Here is a 17,376-nt window from a genome sequence, read left to right on the forward strand (position 1 = left end):
CGCAGGGGGTGTCAGCCGCAATACGGGGAGAAAACAGAATCATGGGCATGAAGACGACGTTCTCCAAGCGCCGTAAGAGCCTGATCGTCACCGCTGTCGCGGTGGCCGCCGCCGGTGGTGTCGCCGCCGCGGTGATTCCCGCCTTCGCCGCCGGAGGTGACCGCGCTGACCACGCGGGCCATGCCGGAGGCGACGCGCAGGGGATCGTGAGCCAGAGCGGGGCCCTTGGCGGGGGCATCGGGGGCACCGGCGGGACTGTCCTCGCCGCCAGTCTTCGCGGCGCGAACGAGGTGCCCGTCGAAGGTGGGCCGGCCGTCGGGGACAAGGACGGCGCCGCCCTGCAGTTCGTGAAGGTCAAGGGCGACAAGGTGTCCGTCGCCGTCACCTGGCGCGGCACCGGGAAGCCGACCGCCCTCCACCTCCACCAGGGCGCCAAGGGCACCAACGGCGGCATCAAGGTCGACTTCGGCGGCCTCCTCGGCAAGGGGAAGGGTAAGGGCGAGAGCGAGGGCCGCCGCCTCGCCGGCACCGTCACCGTGAAGGATCCGGCCCTGCTCAACGCCCTGAAGACCGAGCCGAGTTCGTTCTACGCCAACCTCCACACCGCCGAGTTCCCGGGCGGCGCCGTCCGAGGTCAGCTCCACAAGGTCACCGTCGCCGAGTTCGACTTCCGCGACGCGCTCGACAACTTCCAGGCGTCCGTCATCAAGGGCAAGCAGATCTACGAGTGCAAGCCGGCCGAGGGCGGCGGGTACGCCTTCGCCCAGCGGGACGTCAGCGCCGTACTCGGCGGCCGTATCGCGCACTCCTTCGTCGCTCCCAACTCCGGTACGCCGCAGTGGATCGCGCGGGACGGCAGTGCGGTGACAGGGGCCGTCCTCTCCAGGACGCCCAACGGGGAGGGGAACATCCCCGAGCTGGACCTGAAGGCCACTCAGTCCGGCAAGCACCACGGCCTCCTCGCCGGCACCGCCGAGATCCTGCGCCTGAACACCGTCGGCGGCGTCGCCCCGGCCGGCTCCTGCACACCCGGCGCCATCGTCGGCGTGCCGTACCAGGCCGACTACGTGTTCATCAACGGCTGACCGCAACGGCTGACCGCAACGGCTGACCGCAACGGCTGACCGCAACGGCTGATCCGCGCGGTGGCGCCCATGCACAGCGGCGTCTTCCCCGCCCAACCCTTACGGGTCGGGGGAGGCGCCGCCGTCGTGTGTCATACCGCAGGGGTACGCGGAGTTGGCTCCGGAGGCTGACGAAACTCCCTGGCCGATTTGGTCAGATGGAAACCACGGAAATCACCACTGCTCACCGATTCGGGTGAGAATGGCGGCTCAGGGGTGGACGAGTGCGGGGTCGAGAGACTCGCGGGCGAGGAAACGAGACGAGCAGCCGCCGCCGACGACGGAGGTAAGGCACACATGGCACCGTATGCATCGGACGACAGTACGACCGCCGCGGAGGTCGACGACCTGCGCGCCGGGCGGCGCAAGGCCGCGCGATACGTCGTCCCGGTCGCGGTCGTGGGAGTCGCGGCGGCGACCATCGGGCTCGTCCCGGCGATCGCCGACTCGGGCGACCCGGACCTGCCGGAGATCACCGCGCAGCAACTCATCGAGAAGATCGCCCAGTCGGACGTACAGCAGTTGTCCGGCACCTTCAAGATCACCACCGATCTGGGCCTGCCCGACCTCGGCGGCCTGGAGTCGAGCCTCGCATCCGGCGCCATGGGCTCGGGGTCGGGTGACGGGTCGTCCGCCGACCCGTCCGCCAAGCTCACCGAGCTGGCGTCCGGCACGCACACCCTGCGCGTCGCCCTCGACGGCGAGAACAAGCAGAAGCTGTCCCTGCTGGAGAACGCCTCCGAGTACAGCCTCATCCACAACGGCAAGAACATCTGGGGCTACGACAGCAAGTCGAACGAGGTCTTCCACGGCACCGCCGACGAGCCGCAGGCCGGGAAGGACAAGCAGGGCGGGCCCGAAGAGGTACCCGCCACTCCCAAGGACCTCACCGAGGAAGCCCTCAAGGCGGTGGACGACACCACGTCCGTCACCGTCGACGGCACCGCGCACGTCGCGGGCCGGGACGCGTACCGGCTGCTCATCAAGCCGAAGCAGTCCGGGACCACGGTCGGCGCGATCACCGTGGCCGTGGACGCCAAGACCGGCATGCCGCTGAAGTTCACGCTGACCCCGTCCAGCGGTGGCGCGGCCGTGATCGACGCGGGCTTCACCCAGGTCGACTTCGCCAAGCCGGCCGCCTCCACCTTCGACTTCACCCCGCCCAAGGGCGCGAACGTCACCGAGGAGGGTGAGCTGGAAGGGGCGGCTCCGGAGCACGGCGGCACCAAGTCCGAGGACGGGTTCCGCAAGGAGCTCGAGAAGGAGTTCGGTGGCGCGAAGTCCGGGGGCAAGCCGGGCAAGGCGCCCGAGGGCGGTCCCGAGGTCATAGGCGAGGGCTGGAACACCGTGGCCGTCTTCGACACCGGCGGCGAGGGCGTTCCCTCCGGCGCCGAGGTCGGCGGCGACATGGGCGGCTTCCTCGACTCCCTGGGCGACAAGGTCACCGGCAAGTTCGGCTCGGGCACGGTCTTCAAGACCCGCCTGATCAATGCCCTGATCACGGACGACGGCAAGGTCTACGTGGGCGCGGTCGACAAGGACGCGCTCGTGAAGGCGGCCGACTCGGCGAAGTAGCCCGCCACCGAGCACCGCCGTACACGCACCACCAACCGAGAAGCCTGAGGAGCCCATGGAGGAACTGCCCGCCGCGGAAGCCGACGGGGTCGATCAGGCCGACCGGACCAGCCGGACCGACCGGGCCGACGGGGCCGACCCGGCCGACGGGGTCAACCGGTTCGGCCAAGGCGACCACGTCGGTGCGGTGATCGCCACCCGGGCGCTCACCAAGCGCTACCGCGGCGGGCAGCTCGCCGTGGACGGTCTCGATCTGACCGTCCCGGCGGGCAGTGTCTTCGGGTTCCTCGGCCCGAACGGCTCGGGCAAGACCACCACCATCCGCATGCTGATGGGCCTCATCGAGCCCACCTCCGGTACCGCGCGCGTGCTCGGGCAGCCCATGCCCCGCTCCGCGCGCGCCGTACTGCCGCATGTCGGCGCGCTCATCGAAGGGCCCGCCCTGTACGGCTTCCTGTCCGGCCGCGACAACCTCATCCGTTACGACGCAGCCGACCCGACCGCCGATCCGCGCACCCGGCGCACCCGCGTCGCGGCCGCGCTGGACCGGGTGGGGCTCACGGCCGCCGGCAGCAAGAAGGCCAAGGCGTACTCGCTCGGCATGAAGCAACGGCTGGGGCTCGCGGCCGCGCTGCTCCAGCCGCGCAGGCTCCTGGTCCTCGACGAGCCGACCAATGGCCTCGACCCACAGGGGATGCGGGAAATACGGTCCCTGATCAGGGAGTTGGCGTCCGACGGCACGACCGTCTTCCTCTCCTCCCACCTCCTGGACGAGATCGAGCAGGTCTGCACGCATGCGGCGGTGATGGCGCAGGGCCGGCTGATCACCCAGGGCGCGGTGGCGGAGCTGGCGGCCGGGATGCGCGGCCGGCTCGTCGTGACCACGCCCGACACCGGGGACGCGGCCCGGGTGCTGAAGGAGCAGGGCGCCGGTGACGTCGTCATCACCGACGACCGGGTGACCGCCGAACCTCCGGACCGTGATCTCGCCGACGTCAACGCGGCGCTGGTGACCGCCGGAGTGCGCGTCCGGGGCTTCGGTGTCGAACGGGCCTCGCTGGAGGACGCGTTCGTGGCACTCACGGGGGAGGGGTTCGATGTCGCAGGCTGAAGTCGTCCGACGGAGCGGCGAGATCGAAGGCGCCCGAAAGGTCGGTCCGCTGTGGACCTTCGGTCTCCTGCGCAGCGAACTGCTCACCACCTTCCGGCGCTGGCGCACGCTCGCGCTGCTCGCCGTCCTGGCCGCCGTGCCGATCCTGGTCGGGATCGCCGTGAAGATCGAGACGAGCGACGGCGGGGCCGGCGGCCCCGGTGGCGGTGGCGGCGGCCCCGCGTTCATCTCGCAGATCACCAACAACGGCCTGTTCCTGGTCTTCACCGCACTGGCCGCGACGCTCCCGTTCTTCCTGCCGATGGCGATCGGCGTCATCGCGGGCGACGCGATAGCGGGCGAGGCCAACGCCGGCACCCTGCGCTATCTCCTCGTCGCCCCGGCCGGCCGCTCGCGCCTGCTCCTGACCAAGTACGCGACCACGATGGCCTTCTGCCTGGTGGCCACCCTCGTGGTCGCGCTCTCGGCCCTCGCGGTCGGGGCGTTGCTCTTCCCGCTCGGCGACGTGACGACCATCTCCGGCACACGGATCAGCTTCGCCGAAGGCCTGGGCCGCGCCCTGCTGATCGCCTTGGTCGTCGCCGCGTCACTCATAGGAGTGGCGGCCCTCGGCCTGTTCGTCTCGACGCTGACCAGCAGCGGTATCGCGGCGATGGCGACGACCGTAGGCCTGCTGATCACCGTCCAGATCCTCGACCAGATCCCCCAGCTGCACGCGATCCAGCCGTACTTCTTCTCCCACCACTGGCTGTCCTTCGCCGACCTCATGCGCGACCCCGTCTACTGGGACGACCTGGTCAAGAACCTCGGCATCCAGGCCCTGTACGCGGCGGTGTTCGGTTCGGCTGCGTGGGCGCGGTTCACGGCGAAGGACGTCACGACCTGAGAGTGCTCAGTCGGCCTCGTAGGGGTAGCGGGCGAACGGCGCCTCCTGTGCGAAGAACGTCTTGGCGCGCGCCAGCGCCTCCGCGTCGTTCAGTATGTCGCCACGCCTGCTGCCGTTGCCGAACAGGACGCCGCCGAAGCGCATCCCCATGTACGCGGCCGAGTGGTTGAGCGTGCCGACGAGCGGGTCGGCCACCTCGGTCTCCGTGTGCGCGAGCGCGGTGACGCCCCAGAGGGTGCGCCCGGCCAGCGTCGCCTTGAAGTCGATGCCGGGGGTGCGCAGCCAGCCCGACCAGTAGTCCAGGTAACGCTTGGTGAGACCGGACACCGAGTACCAGTACAACGGCGAGACGATCACGATGTCGGTGGCGGCGAGCGTGGCGTCGAGCAGCAGCGAGGGCGTGCTTCCCGCGGGCGGGCGCACATGGTCGCTGTCGCGCCGCAGGTCCACGAAGTCAGGCAGCGGGTGCTCGGCGAGACTGATCCACTGCTGCTCGACGCCCTCCGGCAACTGCTCGGCGGCCGCGCGGGCCAGGAGCTCGGTGTTGCCCTCGTTGCGGCTGCTGCCCAGGACGAACAGGAAGCGGCGGGTCATGGGATCCCCCAGATGGTCGGCGTACGGCAATTACTCGCACATGCATTATATGCGTACGCAAGTACTTGTCCAGGGGGCGCCGTCGCCGCGGTCGTACGCCTCCGCCGCCCGCGCCACGTCCAGCAGCACCCCCTCCCGCCCGTGCGCCGCCACCATCTGCAGCCCGACCGGACACCCGTCGGGCCCGAACCCCGCCGGGATGCTGATCGCCGGATGCCCACTCAGGTTGAACGCCCAGGTGAGCGCGGTGGAGTACCGCTCGCCGGGGCCTTCGTGGCCGTGCGGCGGGGTGGGGGCGGTCGGTGTCAGCAGCAGCCGGGCGCCGGAGAAGAGGGTGGCCAGGCGCCTGTCGTTCGCGGCCCGGATGCGGTGGGCGAGAGCGAGAGAGGGGGCGGGGGTGGGGTCGGCGCTCGGGGTTCGCAGGGCGAGCCATGCCGGGGCCGGGTCGTCGAGGCGGAGCGGAGACCTTGGGCGGACGAGCCGTATCGCACCGGCCTCGGCGAGCCGTACGGCCGCGGAGTGAGCGACGGTGACGACGTCCTGGTCGGGGGAGTCGAAGCCGAGGTCGGGGGACCATACGGCGGTCGGGGCGTCATGCTCGCCGGGTAGCCCGTCCGTGTCTGTGTCTGCGCCTGCGTCTGTGTCCGCGCCTGTGTCCGTGCCCGTCCCGTCCCCCGGCACCGCTCGCCGTGCTGCCCCCGACACGACTGCCCAGTACGCCGCCACATCCTCCGCGGACCGAGCCAGCACCCCCGGCGCCATGAGCCCGGTACGGTCGGCCGATGGCAACCGTCCGTTGCCCACCTTCAGTCCGACGACCCCGCACCACGCCGCCGGAATCCGCACCGACCCGGCCCCGTCACTCCCGGTCGCGAACGGAACCAGCCCCGCCGCCACCGCCGCCGCGGAACCGGCGGAGGAGCCACCCGGCGTACGGTCGTACCGCCAGGGGTTGACCGTACGGCCGTACCGGCCAAGTCCCCAGGTCTGCCAGGGAGTTCCCGGTCCCGGTACGGATGTCGCGCCCACTGCCACACACCCCGCCGCGAGCAGTGGACCCGCGGTACGCAGCCCGCGGCGCCCCTTGACCCCGATCGGCACGCCGGCCAACGGCAGGCGCTCACCCGCGCCGACCCGTGCGTCCACCTCGCGGGCCCGCTGAAGAGCCTCTTCGCCCCACACCTCGATGAAGGCGCACAGGACGGGGTCGGCCCGCTCGATGCGTTCGAGCGCCGCTGCGACGACATCGACGGCACGGAGGGTCCGCGAACGTACGGCAGAGGCCACCTCCACGGCCGACAGGGCGGTGCGTGTCATGGAGTGATTGTCAGTCAGGCCGAGCTCAGCGGGAGCGTCCCGTCAGTCGCGCCAGCGCCTCCGCCTCCCGGGGCGGCTGTCCGTTCAGGTCGCCGAGCCGCCACGCCGGTACCCATGGCACCCGGTACACGTCGATGGCTGATTCGATCACCTTGACGTGCTCGGCGAGCGGCCGTGGAAGCCGCCCCGGCGCGTCCGCGACGAGGACGACGGCATCGAGGTCGAGTCCGTGCGGAGCCTCCCCGCGGCGGAAGATCTCAAGGGCGTTCAAGGCGGCGGCCAGCCCGGCCGCATGCGTACGGGCGACGAGCAGCACCGACGGCGAAGCGGCGGGCCCGGGCCAGTTACGCCCGCAGTCGTGGCCGCCGTAGACCGCGGCGAGCGTGGAGACACCCGCCCCACCGTGCGTGCCGACCCAGGAGAAGCGCCGGGGCGCGGCAGCGGAAGGGGAGGGCGGCGGGGGTTCCTCCGGCATGGCCACGGGCCCACGGATCCAGATCTCCGGCCCCGCTTCCGGCCGTCCCTGCTGCACGTGCATGTCAGTCCGCATGCCCGCACTCCTCCCTCGTCACGCCGTCGACCTTCGCGTCCGGCATGAGAACGCTCTGACGTGGCACAAGCTCCTGGAACGAGTCTGTGACGTCACGGTGACGTCCGCGCCGCGCGCGGCCGGAGAGACTCGACAGTACGTGTACGACGTGTACGACCGGACCTTGACGCCGGGGAAGCGGAACGCGACGGCGGGAGGGGGCACCATGGAGCCCGAGTGCGCCGTCCGCGAACTCCCCGACGCATGCGAGTGAGGGAAGCGATGTCTCTACTGAGCCGCGCGAAGAAGCGGGAACAGAAACGCGCCGCGGCCTCGGCGGCCCCCGTGGCCGGGCCGATCGACGTGCGCGTCCCCGCCGTCGATCCGGGCTCCGGCGGCGCGTCGATCGGCGGCGTCCCCGTCACCGCGGCCCCCGGCGAGGAGATCCAGCACGTCGTTCTGACCCACCTCCAGCGCATCGCCCTCGCTGCCGGCCACGCCGTGCACGCCACGGTCCACGACGAGCGCATCGGTTACGTCGTCCCGCTGCGGGTGGACGCGGACGGCTCCAGCCACTTCACCGCCGAGCCCGTACGGATGGCTCCGGCGGGAGGGGTGGAGGCGGGGGTGCCGGGGGAGCCGACGGCGGCGAGGGATGCCGTACGGCTGCCTGCGGGGCCGCCTGCGCCCTCCGCGCCCTCCGCGCCCTCCGCGTCGCCCGCGCCCTCCACGCCACCCGCGCCGGACGCGGCGCCGTATCGGGACAAACCCACGCATGTCCTACGCCCCTTGCCGAGCGCCCTGCAGGACTCCTCGCCCACGTTCCGGTTGCGCGCCCTGCCCGAGCCGGTGCAGGACGCCGTGCCCGGCACGGTCGCGCCCCCGCTGGGGGTGTTCGGCCCACCGCCGTTGATGGACGCGAGGCCGCTACCGACCGACGGACCGCGCACCGGCCTGCCGAGTGCCGCCGTACCGCAAGCCGACCTGTCCAGTCCCGGCGTACCGAAGGCCGATCAAGCGCCGGACCGCGTGGTGCGCGACCCCGACCCCGTCCCGGCTCCCGCCCCTGAAACCCGACCGGCTCCCGCCCCCCTGTTCGTCTCGGACCCCGATCCCGACCCCGACCCCAAGCCCACCCCACCCCGCGGGTTCGACGCCGTGGCCGAAGCCGTCCTCGGCGACGGGGCACCCGGCGCCGGCACCGCCGACGCCTCGCCCTTCGCGGAACCGTTGGCGCGGATCAACGACGCCGTGGCGGCCGGGCGGACGACGGAGGCGGGTGAGCTTGCGGAGCGGACCGTGGCGGAGGCGTCCGCGGTGCTGGGGGCGGCGCACCCCGAGGTACTCCGGATGCGTGAACTCGCCGCGTATGTCGCCTACCTGGCGGGGGACCCGGTGCACGCGTTCGGGCTCTCCCTCGACGTGGCCCGGACCCACCACCACACCCGCGACGCGGAGGCGGCGTACAGCAGCCTCCAGGGCGCGGCCACGGCCTGGCGGGCCGTACGGGATCCGGCGCAGGGTCTCGACCTGGGCCGGGATCTGCTCGGCCTGTGGACCGAGCTCACGGCCGAGGGCGGTCCGGCCGCCGAGGACATCGAGGAGCTGGAGGCGGCCCACGCCCGCATGGGCCGCCTCACCGCCCGAGCCGCCAAGTCGGCCGAACCGCCCAGGAGTTGATTCAGCGGATCAGTAAATCCGTGGATCAGCGGGTCACTCCGACAGCTTCCAGACCGCGTGCGCGACGGCGTCGCTGTTCCGGTCGAGGGCGGTGTCGTTGATGTTGGACGTGGTGTCGCAGGACGAGTGGTAGCAGCGGTCGAAGGACTGCCCCGACGTACCGCCCCACTTGGCCACCTGTGCCGCGGTCTTCGTACGGCTCGCGCCCGTGAACAGCCCGCCCACCGGCACGCCCGCGCTCTTGAACGGTGCGTGGTCGGAGCGACCGTCGCCCTCGGTCTCGATCTCGGTCGCGACGCCGAGGCCGGCGTAGTAGTCCTTGAAGGTCTTCTCGATCGCGGGGTCGTCGTCGTAGACGAAGTAGCCGGGGTTCGGCGAGCCGATCATGTCGAAGTTCAGATAGCCGCTGATCTTCGCGCGGTTGGCGGAGGAGAGGTTGTTGACGTAGTAGCGGGAGCCGACCAGCCCCAGCTCCTCCGCGCCCCACCAGGCGAACCGCAGATGCTTGGTGGGCTTGTAGCCGGCCCGCGACACGGCGAGCGCGGTCTCCAGGACGGCCGCCGAGCCGGAGCCGTTGTCGTTGATGCCGGGGCCGGAGGAGACGCTGTCGAGGTGGGAGCCGGCCATGACGACCTGGTTGGCGTCGCCGCCGGGCCAGTCGGCGATCAGGTTGTAGCCGGTGCGGCCGGAGGACGTGAACTGCTGGATGGCCGTGGTGTATCCGGCGGCGTCCAGCTTGGCCTTCACGTAGTCGATGGAGGCCTTGTAGCCGGGGCGGCCGTGGGCGCGGTTGCCGCCGTTGGCGGTGGCGATGGACTGCAGCTGGGTGAGGTGGGCCTTGACGTTCGCCACGGGTATGTCGGGTGCGGCGGCGGCCTCGACGTCGGCCTTGGGTGCCGCGTCGGCTATGGATCCGCCGGTCAGGAGCGTGGCGGTCGCGACTGCGGCGGCCGCCGACGCGCGCCAGGAGACGGGGAGCTTCATGTGGGGGGCTCCGAATTCCAGGGGGACCCCCGTGGGGTGACCACAGGGGATCCACAGTGAATGGGGTGCCTGGATGGTGGGGGTGAGCCTGACTCTCCGTCAAGAGCACTATTAGGACTCGGAGTTCCTATAGGGGAAACCCTGCGTTCCTCACTGCACGCAGAACTCGTTCCCCTCGGGATCCGCCATCACGACCCACTCCCCGCCCGGCTCCTTCACGTGCCGCAGCACACTCGCTCCCAGCCCCTCCAGCCGCCCGACCTCGGCCTCGCGCTCCCCGGCCGGCGCGTGCAGATCGAGATGGAGCCGGTTCTTGCCGGTCTTCGCCTCCGGTACGCGCTGGAACAGCAGCCGCCGCCCGAGCCCGGTCCCGCTGTCCTTGTCATACGGATCGTCCGGATGCCGTACGGCCACCAGGTCCCGGAAGGCGAGCCGGGCGTGGAACTCGACGACGGCCTCCCGCGGCAGCGCACCGAGCTCCAGCAGCCGCTCGATGAGGGCGTTGTTGTCCTCGACCTCGTAGTGCAGTGCGGCGGCCCAGAAGTCGGCCTGCGACTGGGGGTTGGCGGAGTCGATGACGAGTTTCCAGTGGAGGGGAGCGGGGGCGGGATCGGGGCCGGGGGTGGTGACGGGGGCGGGCTCGGGGTCGGATGCCTGTGTCATGCGACCACTCATATGGGGTGTGGGAGCGGGCTGGCAATCAGAATCGCCGGATGTGTGGTCAGCCCGTCTGGGGGCGCCCCCTCTGGGGGAGTTCGAGGACGAGGCCCGTTCAGGGCCGAAGCGGGGGTCTGAGGGCGGCAGCCCCGAGTCCCATCCCCGAGTCTGCGGCGTCAGCCTCAGCCCTCAGCCTCCGGCGTCAGTCTCAGGCGTCCACTGCGGCGGACCTCGGCGTCTCGAGTGGTGGTGCGCTGAACTCCGCCGACCTGCTCCTCCGCGCGGAGCGCCACGCGTCCGCCGTGAGCAACGTCAACGCCAGCCACACCAGCGCGAACCCGGCCCACCGCTCGGCCGGCATCGCCTCGTGGAAGTACAGGATGCCGAGCAGGAACTGGAAGACCGGCGCCAGGTACTGCAGCAGCCCCAGCGTCGACAGCGGCACCCGTATCGCGGCCGCGCCGAAGCAGACGAGCGGCACGGCGGTGACGACGCCGGTGGCCGCGAGCAGCGCCGCGTGCCCGGGCCCCTCCGACGTCAGCGTCGACTCCCCATGTGCCGTCAGCCACACCAGATACCCCATGGCGGGCAGGAACTGGATCGCGGTCTCCGCGGCCAGCGACTCGACCCCGCCGAGGTTGACCTTCTTCTTCACCAGCCCGTACGCGGCGAAGGAGAAGGCGAGGACGAGGGAGATCCACGGGGGCCGCCCGTACCCGACGGTCAGCACGACCACGGCCGCGAAGCCGACACCCACCGCGGCCCACTGCACCAGCCGCAGCCGCTCCTTCAGCAGCAGTACGCCGATCGCGATGGTGACGAGCGGATTGATGAAGTACCCGAGTGAGGCCTCGACGACGTGGCCCGTGTTCACGGACCAGATGTAGAGGCCCCAGTTGACGGTGATCACGCCGGCGGCCAGGGCGACGAGCGCCAGCCGCCGCGGCTGCCGTATCAGCTCACCCGCCCAGGCCCAGCGCCGTACGACGATCAGTGCGACCGCCACGAAGACGAGGGACCAGGCCATCCGATGGGCGAGGATCTCGACCGCCCCGGCGGGCTTCAGCAGGGGCCAGAAGAGGGGAACGAGCCCCCACATCCCATAGGCCGCGAAGCCGTTCAGTACTCCTATGTGCCGCTCGCCGCCCGATTTCCCGGTCACGGCCCCTCCTTCGCGCCCTCGTCCGGCCGCGTCCTTGCGGCGGCTCGCACGAAGGTAACGCCGAACACCCCCGCCTGTCATGTCCGTATCGCCATACGGTCATGACAGGCGGGGGTGCGGCACTCAGGGCGTACTGGGGGGAGTTCAGCCCTTGAGCGCGGCTCCGATCGACTCGGCGATCGGAGTGGTCGGGCGGCCGGTCAGGCGGGACAGGTCCCCGCTGCCGATGGCCAGCTCACCCTTCTCGATGGAGGTGTCCACACCGGCCAGGATCGCGGGGAGCGGCTCGGGCAGCCCGGCGCCGGTCAGGATGCCGACGAGGTCCTCGGCGGAGACGGCGTTGTTGGCGATCTCCTTGCCGCTCTGTCGGCTCAGCTCCGCGGCGTACTCGGCGAAGCTCCACGCGACGTCGCCGCCCAGCTCGTACGTCTTGTTCTCGTGCCCCTCGCCGGTCAGTACGGCGACGGCGGCGGCCGCGTAGTCGGCGCGGGCGGCGGAGGAGACGCGGCCCTCGCCGGCGGCGTGGGTGACGGCGTTGTACTGGAGGACCGGGGCGAGGTTCTCGGTGTAGTTCTCGTGGTACCAGCCGTTGCGCAGCAGCACGTACGGCAGGCCGGACTCCAGGAGCACCTTCTCGGTGCCGCGGTGGTCGTCGGCGAGCGCGGCCGTGAGGCTGCCGGGGGCGCTGGTGTAGGCGAGGAGGGCGACACCTGCGGCCTTGGCGGGGTTGATGACGACCTTGTGCTGGCCGACACGGTCGTTGCCGACCTCGCTGCCGGATATGAGCAGGACCTTGTCGCCGGCCGCGAACAGTGCGTCGAAGGTGTCGGGGGTGTTGTAGTCGGCGACTGCGATCTTCACGCCGCGCTCGGCCAGGTCGGCGCCCTTCTCGGGGGTGCGGACGACGGCGGTGACCTGGTCGGCCGGAACCTTCTCCAGCAGCTGTTCCACTACATGGCGGCCCAGGTGTCCGTTGGCTCCGGTGACGACGATGCTCATGATCAGAACTCCTTGTGGGGTGCGTTGGCACTAACCCTAGGAGGTGCGCTAACTCAGCGAAAGTACCCACTTTGAAGTAAGGTACTTGCATGGCAGTAAGTACCCGTACCGTGGCAAGCGTGTCGACGAGCATGACGGCGAACGCGTCCAGCGCGACGGCCGACGCGACGACCCCCAAGTACGTCGTCGGCGAGGAGATGTGTCCCTACCGCCTCGTCCTGGAGCACGTCACCAGCCGCTGGGGCGTCCTCGTCCTGATCGAACTCCTGGAACGCCCCTACCGCTTCAGCGAACTGCGCCGCGCGATCGGCCGGGTCAGCGAGAAGATGCTCACCCAGACCCTCCAGACCCTGGAGCGCGACGGCCTGGTCCACCGCGACGCCAAGCCGGTGATCCCCCCGAGGGTCGACTACTCCCTGACCGATCTGGGCCGCGAGGCGGCGCAGCAGGTACGGGGTCTGGCGCTGTGGACCAGTGAGCGGATGGGGGAGGTGCAGAAGGCGCGCGAGGCGTACGACGCGCGCCGGAGTGCCTCCTGAATCGCATGCTCGTCCTGGCGCCCTCTCCTTCCTCTCGTCGGATCGGGAGCGGGGCACGGCTGCCCGACGCGTGACCAAGAAGGACCCCCCGCAAGGCGTGACGACGAAGGGCCTGGGTGGCCGCAGCGCACCCAGGCCCGTACGTGTCGCCGGAGCGTCAGCCCACCACCGTCCAGGTGTCCCCACCTGCCAGCAGCGCGGCCAGATCCCCCTTGCCGTTCTGCTCGATCGCCGTGTCCAGCTGGTCGGACATCTGGGTGTCGTACACCGGGCGCTCCATCGAGCGGAACACGCCGATCGGCGTGTGGTGCAGGGTGTCCGGGTCGGCCAGGCGGGAGAGGGCGAAGGCCGTGGTCGGGGACGCGGAGTGGGCGTCGTGGATCAGGATCTGCGACTCGTTCTGCGGCGTCACGGTGACGACCCTGAGGTCACCGGTCTGCGTGTCCCGTACGACGCCCCGCGCGCCGTCGGTTCCGAAGCGGATCGGCTGCCCGTGTTCGAGGCGGATCACCGCCTCCTCGGCCTGCTGCTTGTCCTTGAGGACCTCGAAGGCGCCGTCGTTGAAGATGTTGCAGTTCTGGTAGATCTCGATCAGCGCCGTCCCCTTGTGGGCGGCCGCCTCACGCAGGACCTGGGTGAGGTGCTTGCGGTCGGAATCGACCGTGCGTGCCACGAAGGAGGCCTCCGCGCCGATCGCCAGTGAGACCGGGTTGAAGGGCGCGTCCAGTGAGCCCATCGGTGTCGACTTGGTGATCTTGCCGACCTCGGAGGTCGGGGAGTACTGGCCCTTCGTCAGGCCGTAGATCCGGTTGTTGAACAGCAGGATCTTGAGGTTGACGTTGCGCCGCAGGGCGTGGATCAGGTGGTTGCCGCCGATCGACAGCGCGTCACCGTCACCGGTCACCACCCATACGCTCAGGTCCCGCCGTGACGTGGCCAGGCCCGTCGCGATCGCGGGGGCGCGGCCGTGGATGGAGTGCATGCCGTACGTGTTCATGTAGTACGGGAAGCGGGACGAACAGCCGATGCCCGAGACGAAGACGATGTTCTCCTTGGCCAGGCCCAGCTCCGGCATGAAGCCCTGGACCGCGGCGAGGATCGCGTAGTCACCGCAGCCGGGGCACCAGCGCACTTCCTGATCGGACTTGAAGTCCTTCATGGACTGGCGGGCCTCGGCCTTGGGGACGAGCGAGAGCGCCTCGATCGTGCCCGTGCCTTCCGTGGACGTCTCAGCCATCGATGGCCTCCTTGAGCGCCTTGGCGAGCTGCTCCGCCTTGAACGGCATGCCGTTGACCTGGTTGTACGAGTGGGCGTCCACCAGGTATTTCGCCCGGACCAAAGTGGCGAGCTGGCCGAGGTTCATCTCGGGGATCACCACCTTCTCGTAGCGTCCGAGTACCACGCCCAGGTTGCGCGGGAACGGGTTCAGGTGGCGTAGATGCGCCTGCGCGATCGACTCGCCCGCGGTACGCAGGCGGCGGACCGCGGCCGTGATCGGGCCGTACGTCGATCCCCAGCCCAGCACCAGCGTCTTCGCCTCGTGCGGGTCGTCTACCACCAGGTCCGGCACCTCGATGCCGTCGATCTTGGCCTGGCGGGTGCGGACCATGAAGTCGTGGTTGGCCGGGGCGTAGGAGATGTTGCCCGTGCCGTCCTCCTTCTCGATGCCGCCGATCCGGTGCTCCAGGCCCGGCGTGCCCGGGACCGCCCACGGCCGGGCGAGGGTCTGCGGGTCGCGCTTGTACGGCCAGAAGACCTCGCTGCCGTCCTCCAGGGTGTGGTTCGGCCCCTGCGCGAACTGCACGGTCAGGTCCGGCAGCTCGTCCAGCTCCGGGATCCGCCAGGGCTCCGAACCGTTGGCCAGATAGCCGTCCGACAGCAGCATCACCGGAGTGCGGTACGTCAGCGCGATGCGCGCCGCCTCCAGGGCCGCGTCGAAACAGTCGGCCGGCGTGCACGGGGCGACGATCGGCACCGGGGCCTCGCCGTTGCGGCCGAACATCGCCTGGAGCAGGTCCGCCTGCTCGGTCTTGGTCGGCAGGCCGGTCGAGGGCCCGCCGCGCTGGATGTCGATCACCAGCAGCGGCAGCTCCAGCGAGACGGCCAGCCCGATGGTCTCGGACTTCAGGGCCACACCGGGACCGGAGGTCGTGGTGACCGCCAGCGAGCCGCCGAAGGCCGCGCCCAGCGCCGCGCCGATGCCGGCGATCTCGTCCTCGGCCTGGAAGGTCCGTACACCGAAGTTCTTGTGCCGGCTCAGCTCGTGCAGGATGTCCGAGGCCGGGGTGATCGGATACGAGCCCAGGTACAGCGGCAGGTCCGCCTGGCGGGACGCGGCGACCAGCCCGTAGGACAGGGCGAGGTTTCCGGAGATGTTCCGGTAGGTGCCGACGGGGAAGGCCGTGGTGGCCGGGGCGATCTCGTAGGAGACGGCGAAGTCCTCGGTCGTCTCGCCGAAGTTCCAGCCCGCGCGGAAGGCGGTGATGTTGGCGGCCGCGATGTCGGGTTTCTTGGCGAACTTCGACTTCAGGAACTTCTCGGTGCCCTCGGTGGGCCGGTGGTACATCCACGACAGCAGGCCCAGCGCGAACATGTTCTTGCTGCGCTCGGCCTCCTTGCGGGTGAGGTCGAACTCTTTCAGTGCCTCCACCGTCAGGGTCGTCAGCGGCACCGGATGGAGGCCGTAGCCGTCCAGCGAGCCGTCCTCCAGCGGTGAGGCGTCGTAGCCCACCTTCTGCATCGCCCGTCTGGTGAACTCGTCCGTGTTGACGATGATCTCCGCGCCCCGCGGCAGATCGCCGATGTTGGCCTTCAGCGCCGCCGGGTTCATCGCGACCAGCACGTTCGGTGCGTCGCCCGGGGTCAGGATGTCGTGGTCGGCGAAGTGCAGCTGGAAGGAGGACACGCCAGGCAGGGTGCCGGCGGGGGCGCGGATCTCCGCCGGGAAGTTCGGCAGTGTCGACAGGTCGTTGCCGAAGGACGCCGTTTCCGAGGTGAAACGGTCGCCGGTGAGTTGCATACCGTCGCCCGAGTCCCCCGCGAAACGAATGATCACCCGGTCCAGCCGGCGGACGTCCTTCGTCCCTGCCGGTTTGCGCTGCTCTCCCACGACGGCTTCGTCGGCCTGCTCCGCTGGGCTACTGACCTGGCTGGTCACTGAACTGGACCTCCCTGAAGACGGGTGTCTGGGCATGGCCTTCCCGCAAGCCTTCCCAGGATCAACCCTACGTCCGCAAAGGTCGCCCTCCCCGGGCCATTCGCATGACGGACATGGATTTGAGATGGTTCGCCAACCGAACTTGTCATGATTTACACGCCCCCCGGCGCTTCTTCGAAGACGCTCCCCGCTCGTTCTTTGGTTCTAGGTCCAGCCTCGGTGGATCCTGGTTTCTGACACGGTGTCAGATCGTCAGGAGTTCAGGTAGGTGAGGACCGCCAGAACGCGTCGGTGGTCCCCGTCGCTCTGAGACAGTCCGAGCTTCAGGAAGATGTTGCTGACGTGCTTCTCGACCGCTCCGTCGCTCACCACCAGCTGCCGGGCGATCGCCGAGTTGGTCCGCCCTTCGGCCATGAGCCCTAGGACCTCCCGCTCGCGTGGCGTGAGCCTCGCGAGCACGTCCTGCTTACGGCTGCGGCCCAGCAACTGGGCGACGACCTCCGGATCGAGGGCCGTACCCCCTTGGGCCACCCGCACGACCGCGTCCACGAACTCCCGAACCTCCGCCACCCGGTCCTTGAGCAGGTAGCCGACTCCACGGCTGGAACCGGCCAGCAGCTCCGTGGCGTACCGCTCCTCCACGTACTGCGACAGGACGAGTACCCCGAGTCCGGGGTGTGACTTGCGCAGCTGTACGGCCGCCCGCACTCCTTCGTCGGTGTGTGTCGGCGGCATCCGTACGTCCGCGACCACCACGTCCGGCAGCTCGCCCTGTCCGTCCAGTCCCGTGATGGTCTTGATCAGCGCGTCGCCGTCTCCCACCCCCGCCACGACCTCGTGCCCACGGTCGGTCAACAGCCGGGTCAGTCCCTCCCTGAGCAGCACCGAGTCCTCGGCGATGACCACCCGCACCCTGTCCTCCACGATCCTCGGCCCCCCGAGCCTTGGCATTCGGCCGAGCGTGCCCCGGCCCTGTCGTCCCTCGCGACCTCAGTATCCCGCGATCGGCCCTCCCGCACCGGGCCTGTGGATAACCTGCCCGCCGCAGTTCGGATCGCGCG

The 17,376-nt window shown here is 70.3% G+C and carries 16 protein-coding genes; 6 read left to right on the plus strand and 10 right to left on the minus strand.

Features of this window, described 5'->3' with window-relative positions:
* Positions 1-47: 47 nt before the first annotated feature.
* The 4 genes from AB5J49_RS28260 (at position 48) to AB5J49_RS28275 (ending at position 4,696) form a co-directional block, all read left to right on the plus strand.
* Positions 48-1,085 (plus strand): CHRD domain-containing protein, encoded by a 1,038-nt coding sequence (locus AB5J49_RS28260; protein ID WP_369171603.1) that lies wholly within the window; start codon positions 48-50, stop codon positions 1,083-1,085.
* Positions 1,086-1,421: 336 nt separating this feature from the next.
* Entirely contained in the window at positions 1,422-2,699 is a 1,278-nt protein-coding gene (locus AB5J49_RS28265) for an outer membrane lipoprotein carrier protein LolA (RefSeq protein ID WP_369171604.1), read from the plus strand.
* Positions 2,700-2,754: 55 nt separating this feature from the next.
* Entirely contained in the window at positions 2,755-3,810 is a 1,056-nt protein-coding gene (locus AB5J49_RS28270; RefSeq protein ID WP_369171605.1) for an ABC transporter ATP-binding protein, read from the plus strand.
* Complete coding sequence (locus AB5J49_RS28275) at positions 3,797-4,696, plus strand: ABC transporter permease (protein ID WP_369171606.1); 900 nt, start codon at positions 3,797-3,799, stop codon at positions 4,694-4,696. Before AB5J49_RS28270 ends, AB5J49_RS28275 begins: the two co-directional genes overlap by 14 nt.
* A gap of 6 nt (positions 4,697-4,702) precedes the next feature.
* On the opposite strand, the gene AB5J49_RS28280 is transcribed toward AB5J49_RS28275, so the two are convergent.
* From AB5J49_RS28280 to AB5J49_RS28290, 3 genes are read right to left on the minus strand one after another with little or no spacing between them, the layout of a single operon-like run.
* Positions 4,703-5,290, minus strand: a complete 588-nt coding sequence (locus AB5J49_RS28280; RefSeq protein ID WP_369171608.1) for a flavodoxin family protein — start codon at positions 5,288-5,290, stop codon at positions 4,703-4,705.
* Positions 5,291-5,335: 45 nt separating this feature from the next.
* The gene (locus AB5J49_RS28285) at positions 5,336-6,607 is read right to left on the minus strand and encodes an amidase (protein WP_369171609.1); all 1,272 of its coding nucleotides are present in this window, start codon (positions 6,605-6,607) and stop codon (positions 5,336-5,338) included.
* Between the two features lie 25 nt (positions 6,608-6,632).
* Positions 6,633-7,157, minus strand: coding sequence for a DUF6668 family protein (locus tag AB5J49_RS28290; RefSeq protein ID WP_369171610.1), 525 nt, complete (start codon positions 7,155-7,157; stop codon positions 6,633-6,635).
* 261 nt (positions 7,158-7,418) lie between these two features.
* On the opposite strand from AB5J49_RS28290, the gene AB5J49_RS28295 reads away from it, so the two are divergent.
* On the plus strand, positions 7,419-8,816 hold the full coding sequence (locus AB5J49_RS28295; RefSeq protein WP_369171611.1) for a tetratricopeptide repeat protein: 1,398 nt from the start codon (positions 7,419-7,421) through the stop codon (positions 8,814-8,816).
* A 33-nt stretch (positions 8,817-8,849) separates the two neighbouring features.
* Here the strand turns inward: AB5J49_RS28295 and AB5J49_RS28300 are convergent, their stop codons facing one another.
* From AB5J49_RS28300 to AB5J49_RS28315, 4 genes are all read right to left on the minus strand, one after another.
* Positions 8,850-9,800, minus strand: a complete 951-nt coding sequence (locus AB5J49_RS28300) for a M28 family metallopeptidase (RefSeq protein WP_369171612.1) — start codon at positions 9,798-9,800, stop codon at positions 8,850-8,852.
* A gap of 150 nt (positions 9,801-9,950) precedes the next feature.
* Positions 9,951-10,463: a VOC family protein gene (locus AB5J49_RS28305; protein ID WP_369171614.1), complete on the minus strand. Its 513-nt coding sequence runs from the start codon at positions 10,461-10,463 to the stop codon at positions 9,951-9,953.
* A gap of 202 nt (positions 10,464-10,665) precedes the next feature.
* Positions 10,666-11,619: an EamA family transporter RarD gene (gene rarD, locus AB5J49_RS28310; RefSeq protein ID WP_369171615.1), complete on the minus strand. Its 954-nt coding sequence runs from the start codon at positions 11,617-11,619 to the stop codon at positions 10,666-10,668.
* Between the two features lie 144 nt (positions 11,620-11,763).
* Positions 11,764-12,618, minus strand: coding sequence for an SDR family oxidoreductase (locus AB5J49_RS28315; protein ID WP_369171616.1), 855 nt, complete (start codon positions 12,616-12,618; stop codon positions 11,764-11,766).
* 197 nt (positions 12,619-12,815) lie between these two features.
* On the opposite strand from AB5J49_RS28315, the gene AB5J49_RS28320 reads away from it, so the two are divergent.
* Complete coding sequence (locus AB5J49_RS28320) at positions 12,816-13,157, plus strand: helix-turn-helix domain-containing protein (RefSeq protein ID WP_274249643.1); 342 nt, start codon at positions 12,816-12,818, stop codon at positions 13,155-13,157.
* Positions 13,158-13,314: 157 nt separating this feature from the next.
* Here the strand turns inward: AB5J49_RS28320 and AB5J49_RS28325 are convergent, their stop codons facing one another.
* The 3 genes from AB5J49_RS28325 to AB5J49_RS28335 all read right to left on the minus strand — a co-directional run bounded on the left by AB5J49_RS28325 (position 13,315) and on the right by AB5J49_RS28335 (position 17,266).
* On the minus strand, positions 13,315-14,394 hold the full coding sequence (locus AB5J49_RS28325; protein ID WP_369171617.1) for a 2-oxoacid:ferredoxin oxidoreductase subunit beta: 1,080 nt from the start codon (positions 14,392-14,394) through the stop codon (positions 13,315-13,317).
* Positions 14,387-16,315 carry a 2-oxoacid:acceptor oxidoreductase subunit alpha gene (locus AB5J49_RS28330; protein ID WP_369171619.1) on the minus strand — a complete coding sequence of 643 codons (1,929 nt, stop codon included), beginning with the start codon at positions 16,313-16,315 and terminating at the stop codon, positions 14,387-14,389. The genes AB5J49_RS28325 and AB5J49_RS28330 overlap by 8 nt, the downstream gene beginning before the upstream one ends.
* A gap of 252 nt (positions 16,316-16,567) precedes the next feature.
* A complete protein-coding gene (locus AB5J49_RS28335) occupies positions 16,568-17,266 on the minus strand; it encodes a LuxR C-terminal-related transcriptional regulator (protein WP_369171621.1) in 699 nt (232 codons plus the stop codon).
* Between the last annotated feature and the right edge of the window lie 110 nt (positions 17,267-17,376).

Source organism: Streptomyces sp. R28 (assembly GCF_041052385.1).
Taxonomy (GTDB): domain Bacteria; phylum Actinomycetota; class Actinomycetes; order Streptomycetales; family Streptomycetaceae; genus Streptomyces.